The following is a 17,422-nucleotide window of genomic DNA, read 5'->3' on the forward strand; positions in this document are numbered from 1 at the left end:
AAAATGCCATTTTCTGAGGGTCTTAGGCGCGGGGAGGGCACTATTGCCAGTGTACCACACCCGAGCACCACAGGGCTAAGTCAATGATTTGGCAAAAATTGGAGGCGAGTACCGGAATCGAACCGGTGTACACGGATTTGCAATCCGCTGCGTCACCACTCCGCCAACTCGCCTTTTCAAGTAAAATCAAATACTTGTCGTGGTGTGGGGGGCGTTTTAACAGCTTTCGTCTGGGGCGTCCAGAGGGGCGCCTCAAAAATTCATGCAGAACGCCTTGGCTGGTTGTAGATACTCGGGAAATATTGGTTCTGCGGCAAAAGTTCTCTGTGCTGGCCGTTGCTGGTTCCGCCCTGATATGGCACAAGCGCATCATCCAAGGGAAAGATACGAGCGATCCAATGACAGACTTCGCAGCCCGCCGCCGCACGATGGTTGATACACAGATCCGACCCTCTGATGTGACCAAGTTTCCCATTATCGACGCGATGTTGAACGTGAGGCGAGAGAACTTCGTGCCGGATTCCCAGCGCGAGGCGGCTTATGTCGAAGGATTGGTAGATATGGGTGCGGGGCGCTGTATGCTAGAGCCCAGGACTCTGGCTAAGATATTGGATGCACTTAACATTTCAAATGATGAGATTGTTTTGGATGTCGGCTCGGCTATGGGGTATTCGACAGCAGTTGCGGCGCGGATGGCGCAATTGGTTGTCGGAGTCGAGGAAGACGAGGACCTTGCGGCCGAGTCTCAGACCGTCCTTATGGAGGCGGACGCAGACAACGCCATCGTGCATGTCGGACCGTTGGCGCAAGGTGCGACAGAGCATGGGCCTTACGACGTGATCATGATCCAGGGCGGGGTCGAGCAGGTGCCAGACGCCATTATTGATCAGCTCAAAGAACACGGCCGGATTGCTTGCCTTTTCATGGAAGGTGAGCTGGGAACGGTTCGCATCGGCCATAAATCCGGAGGTCGGGTGACCTGGCGCCATGCTTTTAATGCCAACGCGCCGGTATTGCAGGCATTTTCCGCGGATCGTGCATTTTCGCTATAATTCTACGGCAGATTATTCTGCTGCCTTGATTAGTTGAAAGCAAAGGCGCAAACTGCGCCTAGGGCTGCGTAATTTTGATTTGAGAGGATTTCGTTATGAGTTCAAAGTCGGGAGGTAAGCTGGTCAAGGCCTTGGCGCTGACGGCTGGTATCGCACTCAGCGTTGTTCCGGGACGGGCGGTTTGGGCAGATAATCTGACCGACGCTTTCATTGGTGCATATAACACAAGCGGATTGCTGGAACAGAACCGCGCGCTGCTGCGTGCAGCAGACGAAGATGTGGCAATTGCCCTGTCTGCGCTGCGGCCGATCATCAACTGGACGGTGCAAGTCAGTCAGGATTACACGCGTTCCACCACGGATGACGTCGTAGTCAGGAACGAACCATCGTCCTTTTTCACCGGATTGACGCTGAGCCAATTGATTTATGATGGCGGCTTCTCGGTTCTGGGCAAACAGTCTGCGCAGGAAATCGTTCTGTCCACCCGTCAGAACCTGATTGATATTGAACAGCTTGTCCTGTTCCGCGCCGTGAATGCGTATCTGGAAGTCGTTCTTCAAGAAGAAACCGTTCAGATTCAGCTCAACGATGTCGATGTGTCTTCCGAGGAACTCCGGGCCTCTCAGGATCGTTTCGACGTGGGCGAAGTCACACGAACCGACGTTGCGTTGTCCCAAGCGCAGCTTGCCAGTGCTCAGGCGGAACTTGCCATTGCTCGCGGTAACCTGAGCCGCGCGCAGGCGGAATATGTGAACGCCGTGGGTAAAGCGCCGGGTGCAACAGCGGGCCAACCCAGCCTGCCGAACCTATCTGGCTCAGAATCTGAAGCGATCGCCTTCGCTCAGCGGAACCACCCCGCAATTCTGGCCGCTCAGCACGAGGTGCGAGCCTTTGATCTGGCCGTGCAGCAGCAGCGTGCCAACCTTGGTCCGAACGTAAGCCTGAACGCGGATGCGGGTATTCGCGAAAGCTATGACAATGATGACAACCTCGAAGACGCGTCGATTTCGCTGAACTTCAACCAGCCGATCTATGCTGGTGGTCGTTTGGCGGCAAACGTGCGTCGGTCCATGGCGACCCGTGACGCCTCGCGAGCAAACCTGTTGAACGTGCAAAAAGACATCACGCAGGGCGTGGCAGATGCCTATGCGCGTTTTCAGGCCGCAACTGCAAGCCTGAGAGCGTCGACGGAACAGGTTCGCGCCTCGCAGGTCGCGTTTGACGGTATCCGGGAAGAGGCGACATTGGGCGCTCGGACCACGCTGGACGTTCTGAACGCTCAGCAGGACTTGCTGAACGCGCAGTTGACCGAGGTTGGTTCACGCACAGAGCGGTCACGTGCGGCCTATGATTTGCTGCAGGCCCAAGGTCTGCTAACGGCCGAGCGGCTCGGTCTTGCTGTGCAGATCTATGACCCGACGCTCTACTACAACCTGGTCAAGCGCGCACCGGCGCAGGTCAGCAAGCAGAGCAAGGATCTGGATCGCGTGCTGAAAGCGTTGCGTCGCGACTAAGGGTCCAAGCTGACGGTTGTGAGGTCCGAAGTGTTTGGCTACACTCGATTCTGAGGACAGAGTGGTAGTGAAAAGATGACGGACAAGGTGGTAAACGGGAGCGTAGAGGACGTTTTGTCCTCTATCAAACGGCTGGTCGGTGAAGAAGGCCGCAAGATCCCGGACCTTGTTCCAACAGCCATGTCCAGAAAGCCGGGTCGCTTGGTCCTGACGGATGCTTTGCGTGTTAGCGAAGCAGCAGAAGACGAAGACGAGGCGGAACCCAAGGCGAAATACACCGCGGATGCGTCCATCAAGCCAATGGTCCTGCGTGCCAGCGACATTGTTAAGCGTGACGAACCTGTCGCCGAAGAACAGCAAAGCCCTGATCCAGCGGATAGTCTGAGTGCGAAGATCGAGGCGCTGGAAGCCGCAATTGCCCGCACCGAAGATCAGTGGGAGCCGGACGGCGATAGCGAGGACGAGTATTCCGGCACGCGCACGACGTCGCTGGAATGGAGCGCGGATGAGGAAGCAAGCAGCGCCAAGGAAGACGTCCACGCCGATAATGATGACTCTGCGCCCGAGGCCGAACCCCAGGTTTCCGAAACGAAGGCAATGTTCATTCGCGATCCCGAAGTGACCGCTGCCGCTGTATCATCCACTGAACAGCCCAGGGACGTAACCGCCCTTGATGAGGTCGCGTTACGTGACCTGATAGCGCTGGTTGTGCGTGAGGAACTGCAAGGCGTTCTGGGTGAGCGGATTACGCGCAACGTCCGCAAAATGGTCCGGCGCGAGATTTATCGAGCGCTTGCCGAACACAAGCCGGATTGATCGTTATCCGCGCGTAGGACTCTCTGCAAGGTCCAGCAGTTGATCCAGGTTCATATGCGTTTCAAGATGGTCCGCCAACGCGTCGAGTGTGTCCTCAACCCCATCTTCATAACCCAAATCCGATGCTGCGCCGAGCTGTGACAAGTAGCTGGCGCGAAATGCGTCAGAAGAGAAGATGCCATGCAAATAGCTGCCACGAATGCGGCCGGACTTGTCAGTGGCGCCTTCTGGCCGCCCGTCGATTTCCAGCCAAGCGCGTCGGCAATCGGCCCCCTCTGTTTTACCCATGTGAATTTCATAACCCTGTACAGGGTCGCCGCCTGGAACAGTTCGGGCGCTGCGCAGGGTGAGCGTCTTTTGTCCCGACATCACCGTGTCGACATCTAATAGGCCCAAGCCTTCGACAGTCCCCTGGCGACCATCCACCCCTTCCGGGTCCGCGATCGTCTTGCCCAGCATTTGATACCCGCCACACAAGCCCAAGACATGACCGCCCCGACGAACATGTGCAAATAGATCCACATCCCAGCCCTGAGCGCGGAAATAAGCCAGATCGCCGATGGTCGATTTGCTGCCCGGCAAAAGCACCAGATCGGCGTCTCCGGGCAGAGCGCGACCAGCAGGCACGATCTCTACGGTGATGCCCGGTTCGGCGGACAGGGGGTCAAGATCGTCGAAATTCGCCATCCTCTCCAGTTGCGGGACCACGACTTTACAGGCCCCACCGCTGTGCGAGCGGATATCCATCATGTCTTCGGCTGGAAGACGCCACGCATCATGGAACCAAGGAACGACGCCCAAACAGGGCCATCCGGTTCGCGCTGCTATGTCATCTCGTCCTTCGTCAAACAGTGAAACATCACCCTTAAAGCGGTTAACCACAAAGCCCCTGATCATAGCCAGATCGCTCGCATCAAGCACGGCCTGGGTTCCAACGATCTGGGCAATGACGCCGCCGCGATGGATGTCACCGACCAGAACCACAGGAACCCCCGCAGCACAGGCGAAGCCCATGTTGGCAATATCGCCCTTGCGCAGGTTGGTTTCCGCCGGGCTTCCAGCGCCTTCTATCAGCACCAGATCGGCATCGTCGCATAACCTGTCAAAGCTTTCCAAGGCAGCACTCAGCAGCTTGGACTTGTCCTTGCGGTAATCTCCGGCTTTCATCGTCCCGGCGCGTTGGCCCTGTACGACAATCTGAGCGCCGGTATCCGTTTCAGGTTTCAGCAGAATCGGGTTCATGTCAGTATGCGTCGGCCGTTTGGCAGCGCGGGCCTGTAATGCCTGCGCCCGTCCGATCTCACCGCCGTTCTCGGTGACGGCGGCATTGTTTGACATGTTTTGCGGCTTGAACGGTGCGACACGCAGGCCGCGCCGCGTATAGGCCCGGGCCAGCCCTGCCACCAGAACCGACTTGCCGACATTGCTGCCGGTGCCCTGAATCATGATGGCGCGAACCATGCCGAGTCTCCTATAACCTGAAGGGCACATGACCCGATTTGATGGCTGAGGAAAAGCCCCGGATGAACACACCTGCACATCTTTTGATCGGGGCTGCGGCTTTCGCAAATCCTCCGCGGGGGCGGATTTTGTGGGCTGCTTTGCTGGGCTCTGCGCTGCCGGATGTGTCGCTTTACCTGATGGCTGGGGTGTCCCTGTTCATTTTGGGGATTCCTGAGCAGGTGGTTTTCGGTCAGCTTTACTATTCTTCGGAATGGCAGACCGTATTCGCCGTCGACAATTCATTTTTTGTTTGGGGATTGGCGCTATTTGCTGGGGTTTGGTTCCGTATCAGGCCGCTAATCGTTGGCGCGTCGGCTGGCTTGCTGCATTTGTTACTGGACTTTCTATTGCATGCCGGGGACGGGCGGCCCCAGTTCTGGCCATTCAGCTCGTGGGTCTTTGACAGCCCAGTCAGTTATTGGGACAGCGCGCACCACGCCTTTTGGGTGGCACCTGTGTCATTGACAGTGTGCGCGGTGTCTTATCTGTTACTGTGGCGGCGGGGCATGGCATGGTCGGCGAAGGTGTTTTTTGCCATGATGCTGTGCGCCGAGGTTTGGGTTGCGCGACAGTGGTTGCTGTTTTTCTGACGCAACGCTTGGGGCAAACGAAAAGCGCGCTCCAGTGGCAGGAGCGCGCTTTTTCATCCGACCAGAAGTTTGGATCAGGCTGCTTCTGCCTGTTGTGCGGCGTTGCGACGCTCGCTCTCTTCACGCGACAGGGCGACCGAGGTGCGTACACCACGACCAACGAACTCCATCAGTCCGCTGACAACGCGTTCGTTCGGGTCAATCCCTGCACAAGACAGGACCTCGCGACCATCGCGCGAGCGGGCCCACCGAGCGATTTGTTCGGGGCCATTGCCGTACTTTTTATCGTCGGCGATTGCGTCATCCAGTGCAGCCAACACAACGGCTGCGAAAAGTTTACGAGCACGGTTGCCTTGCTCATTGTTAAAGGCGGTGCCGTCAACGAAATCTCTCATCTCGTCTTCCTTGTTGTTCTTGCTCTTGCATTTTCGGCGTGACGGTCCTTATGACCGATTAAGTGCGATTCGGATACACCTAATATGCATAGTTGCGTTGCGTCATTTGCATGGCTTGCTGCAGCTGCAGCACAAGGTCTCGTTGTCTTGCCAGGTGCAGCCACGCCAGATATAGGGAGCGCAACTTACGCATCAACCGTTTGTGAAGGATTTATGTAATGCCCAAGATAAATGGGAACGAAATTCGCCCCGGCAATGTGCTTGAGCATAATGACGGTCTGTGGGCAGCCGTAAAAGTCGATCATGTAAAGCCCGGAAAAGGCGGTGCTTTTGCGCAAGTCGAATTGCGCAACCTGCGGAATGGGTCAAAATTGAACGAACGGTTCCGTTCGGCGGATAAAGTTGAACGTGTGCGGCTAGAGCAGAAGGACCAGCAGTTCCTGTACGAATCTGACGGCATGCTGGTGTTCATGGACTCTGAGACCTACGAACAGATCGAACTGCCTGCCGAGCTGCTGGGCGAGCGCCGCCCGTTTCTGCAGGACGGCATGACCATCGTGGTCGAGTTCTACGAATCCGAGGCGCTGAACGCCACTTTGCCCCAGAAAGTGACCTGCAAGATCGTCGAGACCGAACCTGTCGTCAAAGGTCAAACCGCTGCGAACTCGTTCAAACCGGCGATTCTGGACAATGGCGTTAAGGTCATGGTGCCGCCGTTCATCGGACAGGATGAGATGATCGTCGTGAACACCGAAACCATGGAATATTCCGAGCGCGCCTAAACGGTTGCCTTGATGAAAATGAAAAAATACCGCGACGGCAGGGGCCGCGCGGTCTTTTTAACTTAACCTTCTTGGGTTCCGATACTGTTCAGGATTGGGGCCGAACAATTCAAGCATCAACTCGTATTTGATGCGATTGGCACTGACTTGCCGGTAGAACGCGATCAAAAAGGCGGTTGGCCCTTGAATGCGGGTTAAACCGCTGGTCGCGGCGACCACAGTACCCACATCCGTTTTGCCTTGTAAAACGAGATAACCGCCCAGCATCAAAACGCCGACGGTGCCCGCGCCGTTGATGACGCTGAGCAGGAACTTGGCGGACAGTTTCCACAAAAACATACGACGGCGTGTTTCGTAGATGTCGTCGAACTGCGCTTCGATATCACGCGCGACAGCGTCGATATCTTCGACCGTCAGCTTGTCGGTCGCGCTGCGCAGGATGTGGACGCGCTCGGCCACAAAGGTGTTTACTTTGCGCTGTGAGATCAGAACGATGACGATCTGCGGCACAATCATCGAAAATGCAATCAGGCCAAGTCCCGGCTGCGTCGATGAAATATACCCGATCACACTGATCAGAGTTCCCACTTGCACCACCGGATCCGAAAACGCCCCGCCCGCAAATTTGCCCAGCTCTTCGGCTTCGGCCGAGATTGCGGTGGTCATTGTTCCCTTGCGAACGGTCCCGCCCGTTTCGCCCAGATCCGATGAACGCAATAGCAGCCGTTGCCGGATCATGCGGATCATGTCTTCGCCCAATGTGCCAGCCCGAAAGCCCAGCAACCATTTCAGAGCAAGACTCAGCAGGATAACGGACATCATGCCGCTTCCGAGATAGATCAGGTGATCCGTGTCGACGTTATCCTCGGTCAGATGGTTGACGATGTCGCGCTGAAACTCCAGCGGCACCGCAGCCAGACCCGCGATGGCTATGGATAGAATAATAAGGATGATCTGACGCCCTGCACTGGCACGCCAGATCGCTCTGTATAGTTTGAACATTTGTTTTTCCGGTTCTTGAACCTGCACACAGTGTGGCAGCGCCTTTGGGCGTGTTCAAACTATACCTCAAAAACCGTGGGTTACGCCGTGCTGGATTGGCAACAATCAAATCTCAACGGTGATTGGGACTCCGTCGGCGGTCAAATCGCCCTTGGCGCGGTCCAGTCTAAGATAGGCGATGCCCCGACCGTCAGACTGGGTAAACAGCGTGCCTGCGGGTTTTCCATCGGACAGAATTTCCGCCCCGACCGGGGCCGCGCCGCCGACCCGGACGCTGCGCAGACCCTTGCGCAACTCGGTCTTGTGTTTCATCCGCGCGGTGACTTCCTGCCCGACATAGCAGCCCTTTTTGAAGTCGACACCGTTCAAGACCTCGAAACCGGATTCAAGGATATAGCTGTCAGTTGTCAGTTCGATTGCAGTCTCGGGAATGCAGTGACGCACGCGGATCGCGTCCCAATCGGTGCCATCGTCGCCCTCGGCGTTTTCCGAGTAGATGCGCCAACCCATTTCGGGATGACGGGGATCCGACAGCGCGCCATGGGGGGCAGGGCCCGTTCCGCGTTGAAGGTTCAGGCCGCTATCATCAATCGTGACATCGGCCCGCAGCTTGTACATGTTCAACCGCTTGACGAGACCGTCAGCCAGTTCCTCTGCCACGTCCAGAAGAACGGTCTCTCCGTCCCGCAGCAGAAAGAAATCTGCCAGATACTTGCCCTGAGGGGTCAGCAGCGCGGCGTAGACGATCCCGTGTTCTATCCCGGCGATGTCATTTGTCACCAGCCCTTGCAGGAAACTGTCAGTGTCCGCGCCGCCAAAGCGCAGGATGCGGCGATTGGGCATGTTACGTCCTCGTCTTTTCCTTGAGCCACGTGATATAGGAGTTCACGCCGACAAGACCAGAGGGTTTCATCATGCCAGCGCCGATCAGCATCGTCATCCCAACGCTGAATGCGGCGGACAGCCTTCCTGAAACGCTGCAGGCTTTGATGGAGGGGCTGCATACCGGACTGATCCGGGAACTGATTGTTTCTGATGGTGGCTCTACCGATTCTACGTTGGAAATTGCCGATGACGCCGGGGCCGAGATTGTGACCGGTGCTGCGTCACGCGGGGGACAACTGCAGCGCGGATGCGCATTGGCCAAGGCTGAATGGTTATTGGTTCTGCACGCGGATACCGTCTTGCAAGAGGGGTGGAGCAAGGCTGTGGGTGATCACTTGCGGACCGGCGGTCCGGCGGCCTTTCGTCTTGCTTTCCGCGCTGCGGGGTTTGCACCTGCCTGGGTTGCGGGTTGGGCCAATTTGCGCAGCCGTCTGTTTCGGTTGCCGTATGGCGATCAGGGACTTTTGATCAGGCGCAAGGCTTACATGGATGCGGGGGGGTACCCAGACCAGCCATTAATGGAAGATGTTGCGCTGGCGCGTCGGCTGCGGGGTATAACCCTGTTACCCGTTCGTGCCTTCACAAGTGCGGATCGGTATCAGAGGGTGGGGTGGGCCCGCCGGGGTGCGCGGAACTTGTGGACACTGACGCGGTATTTTCTGGGTGGTGATCCTGAACGGCTGGCTCAGTCATACCGGCGCTGAGGCTTGTGCGCAGTTCGACGATCGACTTACCCAGCCGGAACGGGGCCGCGAAACTAACCAGACAGAGGGCGACGATCTGCAGCACCAGAATATGTGCATTGGCTTGCAGGTATTCCCATTCGTCCTTTAGCTTCCCAACCTGCGCGATCAGATCGTCGTAACTCTGGGCAAGAATGACATAGTCCCCGGCGATTGCCGGAACTTTTCGGCGCATGTTGTCGATTGCAGCCTGCGTTTCTTCGTCGAGTGACGTGAAAACCAGAAACTGATCCAAGTCGAAGGATTCAACCTTTGAGGCCATTGCCCGCATGTCGTCCTGCTCGGCCTTTGCGCTTTGTCCGAACAGGAAATGCAGACCCTGAAGCGGCGCGACCTCGTTTGTGACGGCGATAAACAAAGGAAGCTCGGAATTACTGGCGGTGGACGCCGATAGGAACTCCACCTTGTCGCACAAAACCCCGATATCTTTGTCATAGGCGGGGTCACAAAAGCGCAGCCGGAACCGTGCGGCATCCCGGTCGAACGCAAGCGTTGCGGCATAAGCCACGTCAATCTGCCGGTCCAGCCGCGAACTGTCTGATGTGTATAACCCTGCAAGAACAGCAACCAAGGCACCGATTCCGCCCAGAACAACCCAAACGAGATCAGCCAGTTTCCACGCACGGTGGCCAGCAGGTTTTCGGAACAGAAACCCGGTTCCAACCGATCCAATCAGAAAGAACAGGATCAACAGGGGCAGTTGATTGTCGGCAATAAACGTCATGCATACAAAGTGACGACGCGTTCACGACGTGGCAACACTCTTCACGGGCTGTTGTTCTTTTTGTCGGATCAGAAATCAAGAGCCGGAGCTTTGGCCAAACTTCCGAAATAGCTTGGTGCGGTCAAAGGCTTGCTCCAACTCGTCAGTGCGTTCCTTTACCGAATCCCAAAGCCGCTCCTGCACCTCGGCGATGGCACATTCCATTAACGCAAGGATTGAAGCCATCGAGTCCCAGGCCGAAGGCACGGCGATCCGGGCCGCGAAAGTGTGCCGCGCCAGCCGGTGAATAGGCGAGCGCCACTGGTCGGTGAACAGCACAATCTCGGCCTCGCGTTCCTGACAAAGCTGCCCGATCAACATGGTCGCGTTCTCGTACCTGCGCACGTCCAGCGCAACCAGAACGTCATTCTTTCGAACATCCAGCAGGTCATGCGTCCAGGAGGCCGCGACGGGCAGCAACCGGACGTCGGGCCGGATCATTTGCAAGTGCAGATAGAGATACTGCGCCAGCGTGCCCGTGATGCGCCCGCCGGTGATGAAAATCCGCCGGTTCGGCTCCGATAACAGGTTGCAAAAGCTATCGAATTCACCGGGATCAACTTCGTCTATCGTGCGCTTCTGGTTGGCAAGGGATTGTTGGGAATAGCGATTCAGGATGTGTTCTTCGGGCAGGTCATTCTGCCAGACGTCGCGCTTGGCGACAGGCCCCGAGATCATCTCTTTCACCTCGCCACGCAGGGCGGCCTGAAACTGCGGATAGCCGTCAAACCCGGTTTTCTGCAGCATCCGCGCAACTGTCGTGGTCGAAACCGAGGCTGCGCTGGCCAGTTCGGTGATGCTGCCCAGCCCGGCCATGGGGTAATCATCCAGCAGAACACTGACGAGTTGCCGTTCAGAAGGGGTCATCTTGTCCCGATGGGCCAGCAGCCTGTCCGTCACCCGCACTGAACGATCCTCCTGTATGCGACAGGGGCATAATGTGAACAATTTTTCATCAAGATCAAGCGTGGAAAATTTTGTACAGGAAAATTATTGACAGGTGTTTGCTGAGTGTGGAAATTTTTCCGCGACGATCACACATGGAATCGCAGGGCGGTAAATTGGACTTCGGAACAGTCGTTCACACGGATTTGGCAGACGACGCGCCTTCGATGATGCTGGTCTGTGAGCACGCGTCCAATCGAATCCCTGTATCTCTTGGGGATATGGGATTGGAACCAGATGCGTTGCTAAGCCATATCGCCTGGGATCCCGGCGCATTGGCCGTGGCTAAACTGATGGCTGCGCGCATGTCGGCCCCCTTGGTCTATGGTGGCGTTTCGCGTCTGGTTTACGACTGCAACCGCCCGCCCGAGGCCGCCGGGGCCATGCCGGTACGAAGTGAGAACTGGGACATTCCGGCCAATGCAAGCCTGTCTTCGCAAGGGCGCAAGGCGCGTATCGAAGGGGTCTATGAGCCGTTTCGCAAATCCCTGTCGGATGTGTTGGACCAGTATCGGCGCTCGTTAGAGTTGATGGTCACGGTTCACAGCTTCACGCCCATATATCTTGGCAAAAAGCGTGAGGTGGAACTGGGTATCCTGCACGGTGAGGATGACCGTTTCGCGACCTCAATGATGGCCCAGCAGCCAGCCCAGAACCCATATGTCACCCGCTTGAACGAGCCTTATTCGGCCGCCGATGGTGTTGCGCATACTCTGGACGCGCAGGCCGCGCCGCGCGGGTTGATGAATGTGATGATCGAAATCCGCAACGACCTGATCGAAACGCCTGAGCAGCAGTCGGCTGTGGCTGACGCGCTGGTCCCGTGGATTGCGAGGGTCTTGTCGGGCATCAATAAGAAGGTGGCGATGTGATCCGGGTCATGGGTGTATATGTCCGCGTCGTCGATGCGATCAACTATAGGATCGGGCGGGTGATGATGTGGGGCCTGTTCGTGATGATGGGCATCCTGCTGTGGTCTTCGATCTCGAAGACCTTTTTCCTGCCGTCGCTGTGGACGCTGGAAATGGCGCAGTTCGCGATGGTGACCTATTACATCATGGGCGGGCCGTATTCGATCCAACTGGGGTCGAACGTGCGGATGGACCTGTTCTATCACAACTGGAGCCACACGAAAAAAGCGTGGTTCGACGCCTTCACCGTGATGTTGCTGATCCTGTATCTAGGCGTGCTGTTTTATGGCGGGCTGGGATCAACCGCCTATAGCCTTGGCTATTGGGGGGATTCGCCGATCTCGTACTTCACTGGCCTGCTGACCGGCAGTGAAGAGATCGGGCGCCTCGAACGATCCTCGACCGCGTGGCGACCATATATCTGGCCCGTCAAGGCGATTATGGTGTTCGGCTTCTTCCTGATGCTGCTGCAGGCGATATCGGAATTCTTCAAAGACATAGCCCGGATCAACGGGCAGGAAATCGGGGTTCGTCGGGCATGAGCCAGGAATACATCGCCATTTTCATGTTCGCCTCGATGATGCTGATGCTGTTCACAGGTCAGCGCGTCTTTGGCGCGATCGGAGCGGTCGCTACTTTCGCGGCACTCGCCCTGTGGGGGACGGGCGGGCAGGATATTACGTTTTCGGCCGCGATGAAGCTGATGAAATGGTATCCGCTGCTTACCCTGCCGATGTTCATTTTCATGGGTTATGTTCTGTCGGAAAGCCGTCTGGCGGATGACCTGTATCGGATGTTCCATGTGTGGATGGGGCCGGTGAATGGTGGGTTGGCGATCGGCACGATTGGCTTGATGGTTTTGGTCTCGGCTATGAACGGCCTTAGCGTCGCGGGGATGGCCATTGGCGCAACCATTGCGCTGCCGGAACTGCTGCGGCGGGGCTATGACAAGACGATGGTGACCGGCGTTATTCAAGCCGGGTCCAGTTTGGGCATTCTGGTACCGCCCTCGGTCGTGCTGGTGCTTTATGCGATGATCGCGCGGCAACCGGTGGGTCAGTTATGGCTGGCCGGGATCGTGCCGGGCCTGCTGATGGCCAGCCTTTTCATCTTATATATCTGGATTCGCTGCCGCATTCAGCCCGAGCTTGGCCCCGCAATGAAAGACGCGCATGAGGTGCCGCGGGCCGAGAAAATCCGGCTGCTGGGCGCGGGCGCGCTACCGTTGATAATCTTTGCCGCCATGATGGTACCGTTTGTGAATGGCTGGACTTCGCTTGTCGAAAGCTCGGCCATCGGGGCGCTGACGGCTCTGGTCGTCTCGGTCGTGAAACGCCGCATGACTTGGAAGATTTTCGAGGATTGCACCAAGCAGACGCTGGCGATTTCGTGCATGTTCATGTGGATCATTCTCGCCGCTCTGGGCTTTGGCGCGGTGTTCGATGGGCTGGGCGCGGTGAAAGCCATCGACAATCTGTTCACCGATCAATTGGGCTTGTCGCCGTGGATGATCCTGATCCTGATGCAGCTCAGCTTTATCGTGATGGGCACGTTTTTGGACGACACGGCGATGCTGGTGATCGTGGCGCCGCTCTATGTGCCGCTGGTGGGGGCATTGGGTTTTGACCTGATCTGGTATGGAGTGCTTTATACGATCACCACCCAGATCGCCTATATGACGCCGCCTTTCGGCTATAACCTGTTCCTGATGCGGGCCATGGCCCCGCCCGAGATCACGCTGCGCGACATCTACCGCTCGATCTTTCCGTTTGTCGCGGTGATGGTGCTGGCGCTGACGATCATCATGATTTTCCCGGAAATCGCCCTGTGGCTGCCCGGCTATGTCTATGGAAATTAACAAGAATGCCCGTTGAAGCGGCACGAGAACCTACAACAGAGAGGAAATGACATGACAACAAGACGTAAGTTTCTGAAAACAGCCGGGGTCGGTGTTGCCGCTGCACCTTTGGCCACGCCTGCACTGGCGCAAAGCACGATCACATGGCGGATGCAGACCTATGCCGGTCCTGCACTTGCCGCCCACGTGATCGATCCCGCGATCGAGATGTTCAACAAAATCGCCGGTGACCGGATGCAGATCGAGCTGTTCTATGCCGATCAGCTTGTCCCGACCGGAGAGCTGTTCCGTGCCATGCAGAAGGGCACGATTGATGCGGTCCAGTCCGACGATGACTCGATGGCATCGCCTACCGAAGTAACGGTGTTCGGCGGCTATTTCCCGTTTGCGTCGCGCTATTCGCTGGACGTGCCGGTGCTGTTCAACCAGTACGGCCTGAACGAGATCTGGGATGAGGAATATTCCAAGGTCGGCGTCAAGCATATCAGCGCCGGTGCATGGGACCCCTGCCACTTTGCCACTAAAGACCCGATCAACAGCCTGGCCGATCTGCAGGGCAAACGCGTCTTTACCTTCCCGACAGCGGGCCGGTTCCTGGCGCAGTTTGGCGTTGTCCCGGTTACTCTGCCTTGGGAAGACATCGAGGTCGCGGTGCAAACCGGCGAGTTGGACGGCATCGCGTGGTCTGGCATCACCGAAGACTACACTGTCGGTTGGGCGGATGTGACCAATTACTTCCTGACCAACAACATCTCGGGCGCATGGGCGGGATCGTTCTTTGCCAATATGGATCGCTGGAACGAGCTGCCCGAAGATTTGCAGACCCTGTTCCGCGTCTGCTGTGACCAGTCGCACTACTATCGTCAGTGGTGGTACTGGGGTGGCGAAGCCAGCCTGCGCGTCAACGGCGATAAGATGCAGTTGACCTCGATCCCGGATGAAGAATGGGCGACGGTTGAAGAAGCGGCCGTTGCCTTCTGGGATGAGATCGCAGCTGAATCCGAAACCAAGGCGAAGGTTGTCGAGATCTTCAAGCAGTATAACGCCGACATGCTCAAGGCCGGACGGCCTTATCGCTACGGCTAAAATCCAAGCGACTACGGCGCGCGGCCTCGGTCGCGTGCCGGTATTGAACCACTGGAACCCCTGTCCCCGATGCTAGGCTTGCCTCTGAAACAGACAAGAATGCTCTGGTCACGCTTTGGCGTGAGCCGAGTCCGAGGGGCATAGGTAAATGGCAATCGCCGGGTTCCTGATCGAGATTTTTGCGGCAACCATGTTGCTGATCTTTGCTTTGCGTCTGGTGCGCACGGGCATCGAACGGCGCTTTGGTGCGTTGTTTCAGTCGCTGTTGACGCGACATTCAAACGTATTTGTTGCAGGTGGGGCCGGTATGGTTCTGGCCACGATCCTGCAAAGCTCGGCCGCGGTGACGGTATTGCTGACCGGTTTTGCGGCGGCTGGCACGGTCAGCTTTGGCATGGCATTGGCCGGGGTGCTGGGCGCGGATCTGGGGGCTGCGCTGGTCATTCAGGTTCTGTCTTACGATCTTGGCTGGCTGCAACCCGTTCTGCTGGCGCTTGGCGGCTGGCTTTACCTCAAATCCGACCGCGCCAATGTGCGGCTGATCGGGCGCATTGTTCTGGGCGTCGCGTTCATTCTGGTCTCATTGCAGTTCCTGCGGGATGCGGTCGATCCGATCCGCGAAAGCGCCTTTTTGCCGGCCATCGCGGGATATCTGGAAAGCGATTATTTCAGCGCCTTTATCGTAGGCGCGGTTCTTGCCTTTGTTATGCACAGCTCCGTGGCAACGATTCTGATGTGCGTAACACTGGTTCAGGTCGGAGCGATCCCCTTTGCGGCGGGTCTGTCGCTGGTGCTTGGGGCTAATCTGGGATCTGCCTTCATTCCCATCTGGCTGACGCGCGACCTGCCAATTTCAGCAAGGCGCATTCCACTGGCCAACTTGCTGCTGCGCGGCAGTGCGGCGCTGGTGATGCTAATCGCGGTCAACGTGACCGGCGCGCATCAGGCGCTTATGGTGGCCGGGGCAGGGCAGTCGTTGATCCTGGTCCATATCGGGTTCAATCTTGCCATATTCGTGCTGGCCACAGGGTTCGTAAATTGGTTGGAGCGCCCGATGACGCCGTCGCTTATCCGATCCTCTACCAAAGCGGGCAGGTACTGGAGACGCGTCTGGTGATGGAAATGGAAAAGGAAGCGGTCGAGGACTAGGGCCGCGAGACAGAGTTTGGGGCGATGTCCCCGGAAGATAACAAAGGATGAACGGGATGGGCAATGACGCACGTTTGGACGATCTGAAAGCCAAGGTCGAAGCCGGTGAGGTTGATACCGTGCTGGTCTGCATGGTCGACATGCAGGGCCGTCTGATGGGCAAACGCTTTCACGCAGGCCATTTCGTGGCTGGTGCGTGGGAAGAGACCCATTGTTGCAACTACCTGCTGGCGACCGACCTCGAGATGGCGACCCCTGATGGCTATGCCGCCACCAGCTGGGAACGCGGCTATGGCGATTACGTGATGAAGCCCGACCTGAGCACTCTGCGCCCGGTGCCTTGGCTGGAGGGCACCGCTATGGTGATGTGTGATGTGTTGGATCATCACACGCATGAGGAAGTGCCCCATGCGCCTCGGTCTATTCTGAAAAAGCAGGTGAACCGGCTGAAGGCCATGGGCTATGACGCCATGTGCGCCACCGAGTTGGAGTTCTTTCTGTTCGAGAAAAGCTTTGACCAGATACGCAAGGAGGGCTTCCGCGATCTGGAGCCGATCTCGGGCTACAATGAAGACTATCACATCTTGCAGACCACCAAGGAAGAGCATGTGATGCGCCCGATCCGCAACCATCTGTGGAATGCGGGCATACCGGTCGAGAATTCGAAAGGGGAGGCCGAGACCGGGCAGGAAGAGTTGAACATCAAATATGCGGCGGCGATGGACACGGCCGAGTATCACTCGATTGCTAAGAACGCGGTGAAAGAGATTGCCTGGCAGCATGGTCATGCGGCGACGTTCCTGCCGAAATGGCATCATGAGAAAGTGGGCAGTTCGTCCCACGTGCATCAGTCGCTTTGGGCGGATGGGCAACCGGCGTTTTTCGACAAGTCGGATGCACTGGGCATGTCGGCTCTGATGAAAAGCTACATGGCAGGGTTGCTGAAATACGCGGCCGATTACACCTATTTCATGGCGCCGTACATAAACAGCTATAAGCGGTTCATGAAGGGCACCTTTGCGCCGACACGGATCATCTGGTCGGTGGACAATCGCACGGCGGGGTTCCGTCTGTGTGGGGATGGCACCAAGGCGGTACGGGTAGAGTGCCGTATTCCGGGTTCGGACATGAACCCTTATCTGGCGATGGCAGGGATGCTGGCCGCTGGGATTGCCGGGATTGAAGAGGGGCTGGAGTTGCAGCCCCCGACGCAGGGAGACGTCTATCAGGGGGAAACCGGGATGATCCCCGGCAATCTGCGTGCGGCGCGGGATGCGTTGTATGGGTCAGCCATGTTGCGGGCCGCCATGGGCGATGATGTGGTCGATCATTATTCCCGTGCGGCAGAGGTCGAGATTGAAGAATTCGAGCGTGTGGTGACCGATTGGGAAATCGCGCGCGGGTTTGAGCGGGCTTGAGACGGGTTGG

The 17,422-nt window shown here is 57.3% G+C and carries 17 protein-coding genes, 1 tRNA gene and 1 pseudogene; 12 read left to right on the forward strand and 7 right to left on the reverse strand.

Annotated elements, in window-relative coordinates:
* Positions 1-99: 99 nt before the first annotated feature.
* Positions 100-173, reverse strand: a tRNA-Cys gene (locus RUESEDTHA_RS09705).
* Positions 174-398: 225 nt separating this feature from the next.
* On the opposite strand from RUESEDTHA_RS09705, the gene RUESEDTHA_RS09710 reads away from it, so the two are divergent.
* The 3 genes from RUESEDTHA_RS09710 (at position 399) to RUESEDTHA_RS09720 (ending at position 3,382) form a co-directional block, all read left to right on the forward strand.
* Positions 399-1,052 (forward strand): protein-L-isoaspartate O-methyltransferase, encoded by a 654-nt coding sequence (locus tag RUESEDTHA_RS09710; RefSeq protein ID WP_180886552.1) that lies wholly within the window; start codon positions 399-401, stop codon positions 1,050-1,052.
* A gap of 95 nt (positions 1,053-1,147) precedes the next feature.
* Positions 1,148-2,566, forward strand: coding sequence for a TolC family outer membrane protein (locus tag RUESEDTHA_RS09715; protein WP_180886553.1), 1,419 nt, complete (start codon positions 1,148-1,150; stop codon positions 2,564-2,566).
* 75 nt (positions 2,567-2,641) lie between these two features.
* On the forward strand, positions 2,642-3,382 hold the full coding sequence (locus RUESEDTHA_RS09720; RefSeq protein ID WP_180886554.1) for a hypothetical protein: 741 nt from the start codon (positions 2,642-2,644) through the stop codon (positions 3,380-3,382).
* A 3-nt stretch (positions 3,383-3,385) separates the two neighbouring features.
* Here the strand turns inward: RUESEDTHA_RS09720 and RUESEDTHA_RS09725 are convergent, their stop codons facing one another.
* Positions 3,386-4,843, reverse strand: a complete 1,458-nt coding sequence (locus RUESEDTHA_RS09725) for a cobyric acid synthase (protein WP_180886555.1) — start codon at positions 4,841-4,843, stop codon at positions 3,386-3,388.
* A gap of 62 nt (positions 4,844-4,905) precedes the next feature.
* Here RUESEDTHA_RS09725 and RUESEDTHA_RS09730 point away from each other — a divergent pair, with 62 nt between their 5' ends.
* A complete protein-coding gene (locus RUESEDTHA_RS09730) occupies positions 4,906-5,475 on the forward strand; it encodes a cobalamin biosynthesis protein CobQ (RefSeq protein WP_180886556.1) in 570 nt (189 codons plus the stop codon).
* 74 nt (positions 5,476-5,549) lie between these two features.
* Here RUESEDTHA_RS09730 and RUESEDTHA_RS09735 read toward each other — a convergent pair whose 3' ends face one another.
* Positions 5,550-5,870 carry a DUF6280 family protein gene (locus tag RUESEDTHA_RS09735; protein ID WP_037310273.1) on the reverse strand — a complete coding sequence of 107 codons (321 nt, stop codon included), beginning with the start codon at positions 5,868-5,870 and terminating at the stop codon, positions 5,550-5,552.
* Between the two features lie 218 nt (positions 5,871-6,088).
* On the opposite strand from RUESEDTHA_RS09735, the gene efp reads away from it, so the two are divergent.
* Positions 6,089-6,652 (forward strand): elongation factor P, encoded by a 564-nt coding sequence (gene efp / locus RUESEDTHA_RS09740; RefSeq protein ID WP_170325421.1) that lies wholly within the window; start codon positions 6,089-6,091, stop codon positions 6,650-6,652.
* Between the two features lie 57 nt (positions 6,653-6,709).
* On the opposite strand, the gene RUESEDTHA_RS09745 is transcribed toward efp, so the two are convergent.
* Positions 6,710-7,654, reverse strand: a complete 945-nt coding sequence (locus RUESEDTHA_RS09745; protein ID WP_180886557.1) for an ABC transporter transmembrane domain-containing protein — start codon at positions 7,652-7,654, stop codon at positions 6,710-6,712.
* Between the two features lie 105 nt (positions 7,655-7,759).
* Positions 7,760-8,497 carry a folate-binding protein YgfZ gene (locus RUESEDTHA_RS09750; RefSeq protein ID WP_180886558.1) on the reverse strand — a complete coding sequence of 246 codons (738 nt, stop codon included), beginning with the start codon at positions 8,495-8,497 and terminating at the stop codon, positions 7,760-7,762.
* A 71-nt stretch (positions 8,498-8,568) separates the two neighbouring features.
* Between RUESEDTHA_RS09750 and RUESEDTHA_RS09755 the strand changes: the two genes are divergently transcribed.
* Positions 8,569-9,243, forward strand: coding sequence for a TIGR04283 family arsenosugar biosynthesis glycosyltransferase (locus RUESEDTHA_RS09755; RefSeq protein WP_171125358.1), 675 nt, complete (start codon positions 8,569-8,571; stop codon positions 9,241-9,243).
* A 7-nt stretch (positions 9,244-9,250) separates the two neighbouring features.
* Here RUESEDTHA_RS09755 and RUESEDTHA_RS21025 read toward each other — a convergent pair.
* Together RUESEDTHA_RS21025 and RUESEDTHA_RS09765 are read right to left on the reverse strand one after the other, a co-directional pair.
* Positions 9,251-10,006, reverse strand: a pseudogene (locus RUESEDTHA_RS21025) (hypothetical protein); the annotation flags it as partial.
* 75 nt (positions 10,007-10,081) lie between these two features.
* Positions 10,082-10,951, reverse strand: a complete 870-nt coding sequence (locus tag RUESEDTHA_RS09765) for a MurR/RpiR family transcriptional regulator (RefSeq protein ID WP_180886559.1) — start codon at positions 10,949-10,951, stop codon at positions 10,082-10,084.
* A gap of 155 nt (positions 10,952-11,106) precedes the next feature.
* Here RUESEDTHA_RS09765 and RUESEDTHA_RS09770 point away from each other — a divergent pair, with 155 nt between their 5' ends.
* The 6 genes from RUESEDTHA_RS09770 (at position 11,107) to RUESEDTHA_RS09795 (ending at position 17,412) form a co-directional block, all read left to right on the forward strand.
* Positions 11,107-11,862: an N-formylglutamate amidohydrolase gene (locus tag RUESEDTHA_RS09770; protein ID WP_255431670.1), complete on the forward strand. Its 756-nt coding sequence runs from the start codon at positions 11,107-11,109 to the stop codon at positions 11,860-11,862.
* Between the two features lie 8 nt (positions 11,863-11,870).
* Positions 11,871-12,443: a TRAP transporter small permease subunit gene (locus RUESEDTHA_RS09775; RefSeq protein ID WP_180886561.1), complete on the forward strand. Its 573-nt coding sequence runs from the start codon at positions 11,871-11,873 to the stop codon at positions 12,441-12,443.
* Positions 12,440-13,759 carry a TRAP transporter large permease subunit gene (locus RUESEDTHA_RS09780; protein ID WP_180886562.1) on the forward strand — a complete coding sequence of 440 codons (1,320 nt, stop codon included), beginning with the start codon at positions 12,440-12,442 and terminating at the stop codon, positions 13,757-13,759. The genes RUESEDTHA_RS09775 and RUESEDTHA_RS09780 overlap by 4 nt, the downstream gene beginning before the upstream one ends.
* A 51-nt stretch (positions 13,760-13,810) precedes the next feature.
* On the forward strand, positions 13,811-14,845 hold the full coding sequence (locus tag RUESEDTHA_RS09785) for a TRAP transporter substrate-binding protein (protein WP_180886563.1): 1,035 nt from the start codon (positions 13,811-13,813) through the stop codon (positions 14,843-14,845).
* A 148-nt stretch (positions 14,846-14,993) separates the two neighbouring features.
* A complete protein-coding gene (locus tag RUESEDTHA_RS09790) occupies positions 14,994-15,962 on the forward strand; it encodes a Na/Pi cotransporter family protein (RefSeq protein WP_180886564.1) in 969 nt (322 codons plus the stop codon).
* Between the two features lie 88 nt (positions 15,963-16,050).
* Positions 16,051-17,412 carry a glutamine synthetase family protein gene (locus RUESEDTHA_RS09795; RefSeq protein ID WP_180886565.1) on the forward strand — a complete coding sequence of 454 codons (1,362 nt, stop codon included), beginning with the start codon at positions 16,051-16,053 and terminating at the stop codon, positions 17,410-17,412.
* Positions 17,413-17,422: the final 10 nt, after the last annotated feature.

Origin of the sequence: Ruegeria sp. THAF57 (assembly GCF_903914075.1) — a bacterium.
In the GTDB taxonomy this organism is placed as follows: domain Bacteria; phylum Pseudomonadota; class Alphaproteobacteria; order Rhodobacterales; family Rhodobacteraceae; genus Ruegeria.

Bases quoted from the DNA above. Each gene is read 5' to 3' on its own strand.
- RUESEDTHA_RS09780 (WP_180886562.1), top strand. From the start codon at position 12,440: ATGAGCCAGGAATACATCGCCATTTTCATGTTCGCCTCGATGATGCTG.
- RUESEDTHA_RS09710 (WP_180886552.1), top strand. From the start codon at position 399: ATGACAGACTTCGCAGCCCGCCGCCGCACGATGGTTGATACACAGATC.
- RUESEDTHA_RS09720 (WP_180886554.1), top strand. From the start codon at position 2,642: ATGACGGACAAGGTGGTAAACGGGAGCGTAGAGGACGTTTTGTCCTCT.
- RUESEDTHA_RS09715 (WP_180886553.1), top strand. From the start codon at position 1,148: ATGAGTTCAAAGTCGGGAGGTAAGCTGGTCAAGGCCTTGGCGCTGACG.
- RUESEDTHA_RS09730 (WP_180886556.1), top strand. From the start codon at position 4,906: ATGAACACACCTGCACATCTTTTGATCGGGGCTGCGGCTTTCGCAAAT.
- RUESEDTHA_RS09755 (WP_171125358.1), top strand. From the start codon at position 8,569: ATGCCAGCGCCGATCAGCATCGTCATCCCAACGCTGAATGCGGCGGAC.
- RUESEDTHA_RS09795 (WP_180886565.1), top strand. From the start codon at position 16,051: ATGGGCAATGACGCACGTTTGGACGATCTGAAAGCCAAGGTCGAAGCC.
- RUESEDTHA_RS09735 (WP_037310273.1), bottom strand. From the start codon at position 5,870: ATGAGAGATTTCGTTGACGGCACCGCCTTTAACAATGAGCAAGGCAAC.
- RUESEDTHA_RS09750 (WP_180886558.1), bottom strand. From the start codon at position 8,497: ATGCCCAATCGCCGCATCCTGCGCTTTGGCGGCGCGGACACTGACAGT.
- RUESEDTHA_RS09775 (WP_180886561.1), top strand. From the start codon at position 11,871: ATGGGTGTATATGTCCGCGTCGTCGATGCGATCAACTATAGGATCGGG.
- RUESEDTHA_RS09725 (WP_180886555.1), bottom strand. From the start codon at position 4,843: ATGGTTCGCGCCATCATGATTCAGGGCACCGGCAGCAATGTCGGCAAG.
- RUESEDTHA_RS09745 (WP_180886557.1), bottom strand. From the start codon at position 7,654: ATGTTCAAACTATACAGAGCGATCTGGCGTGCCAGTGCAGGGCGTCAG.
- efp (WP_170325421.1), top strand. From the start codon at position 6,089: ATGCCCAAGATAAATGGGAACGAAATTCGCCCCGGCAATGTGCTTGAG.
- RUESEDTHA_RS09785 (WP_180886563.1), top strand. From the start codon at position 13,811: ATGACAACAAGACGTAAGTTTCTGAAAACAGCCGGGGTCGGTGTTGCC.
- RUESEDTHA_RS09790 (WP_180886564.1), top strand. From the start codon at position 14,994: ATGGCAATCGCCGGGTTCCTGATCGAGATTTTTGCGGCAACCATGTTG.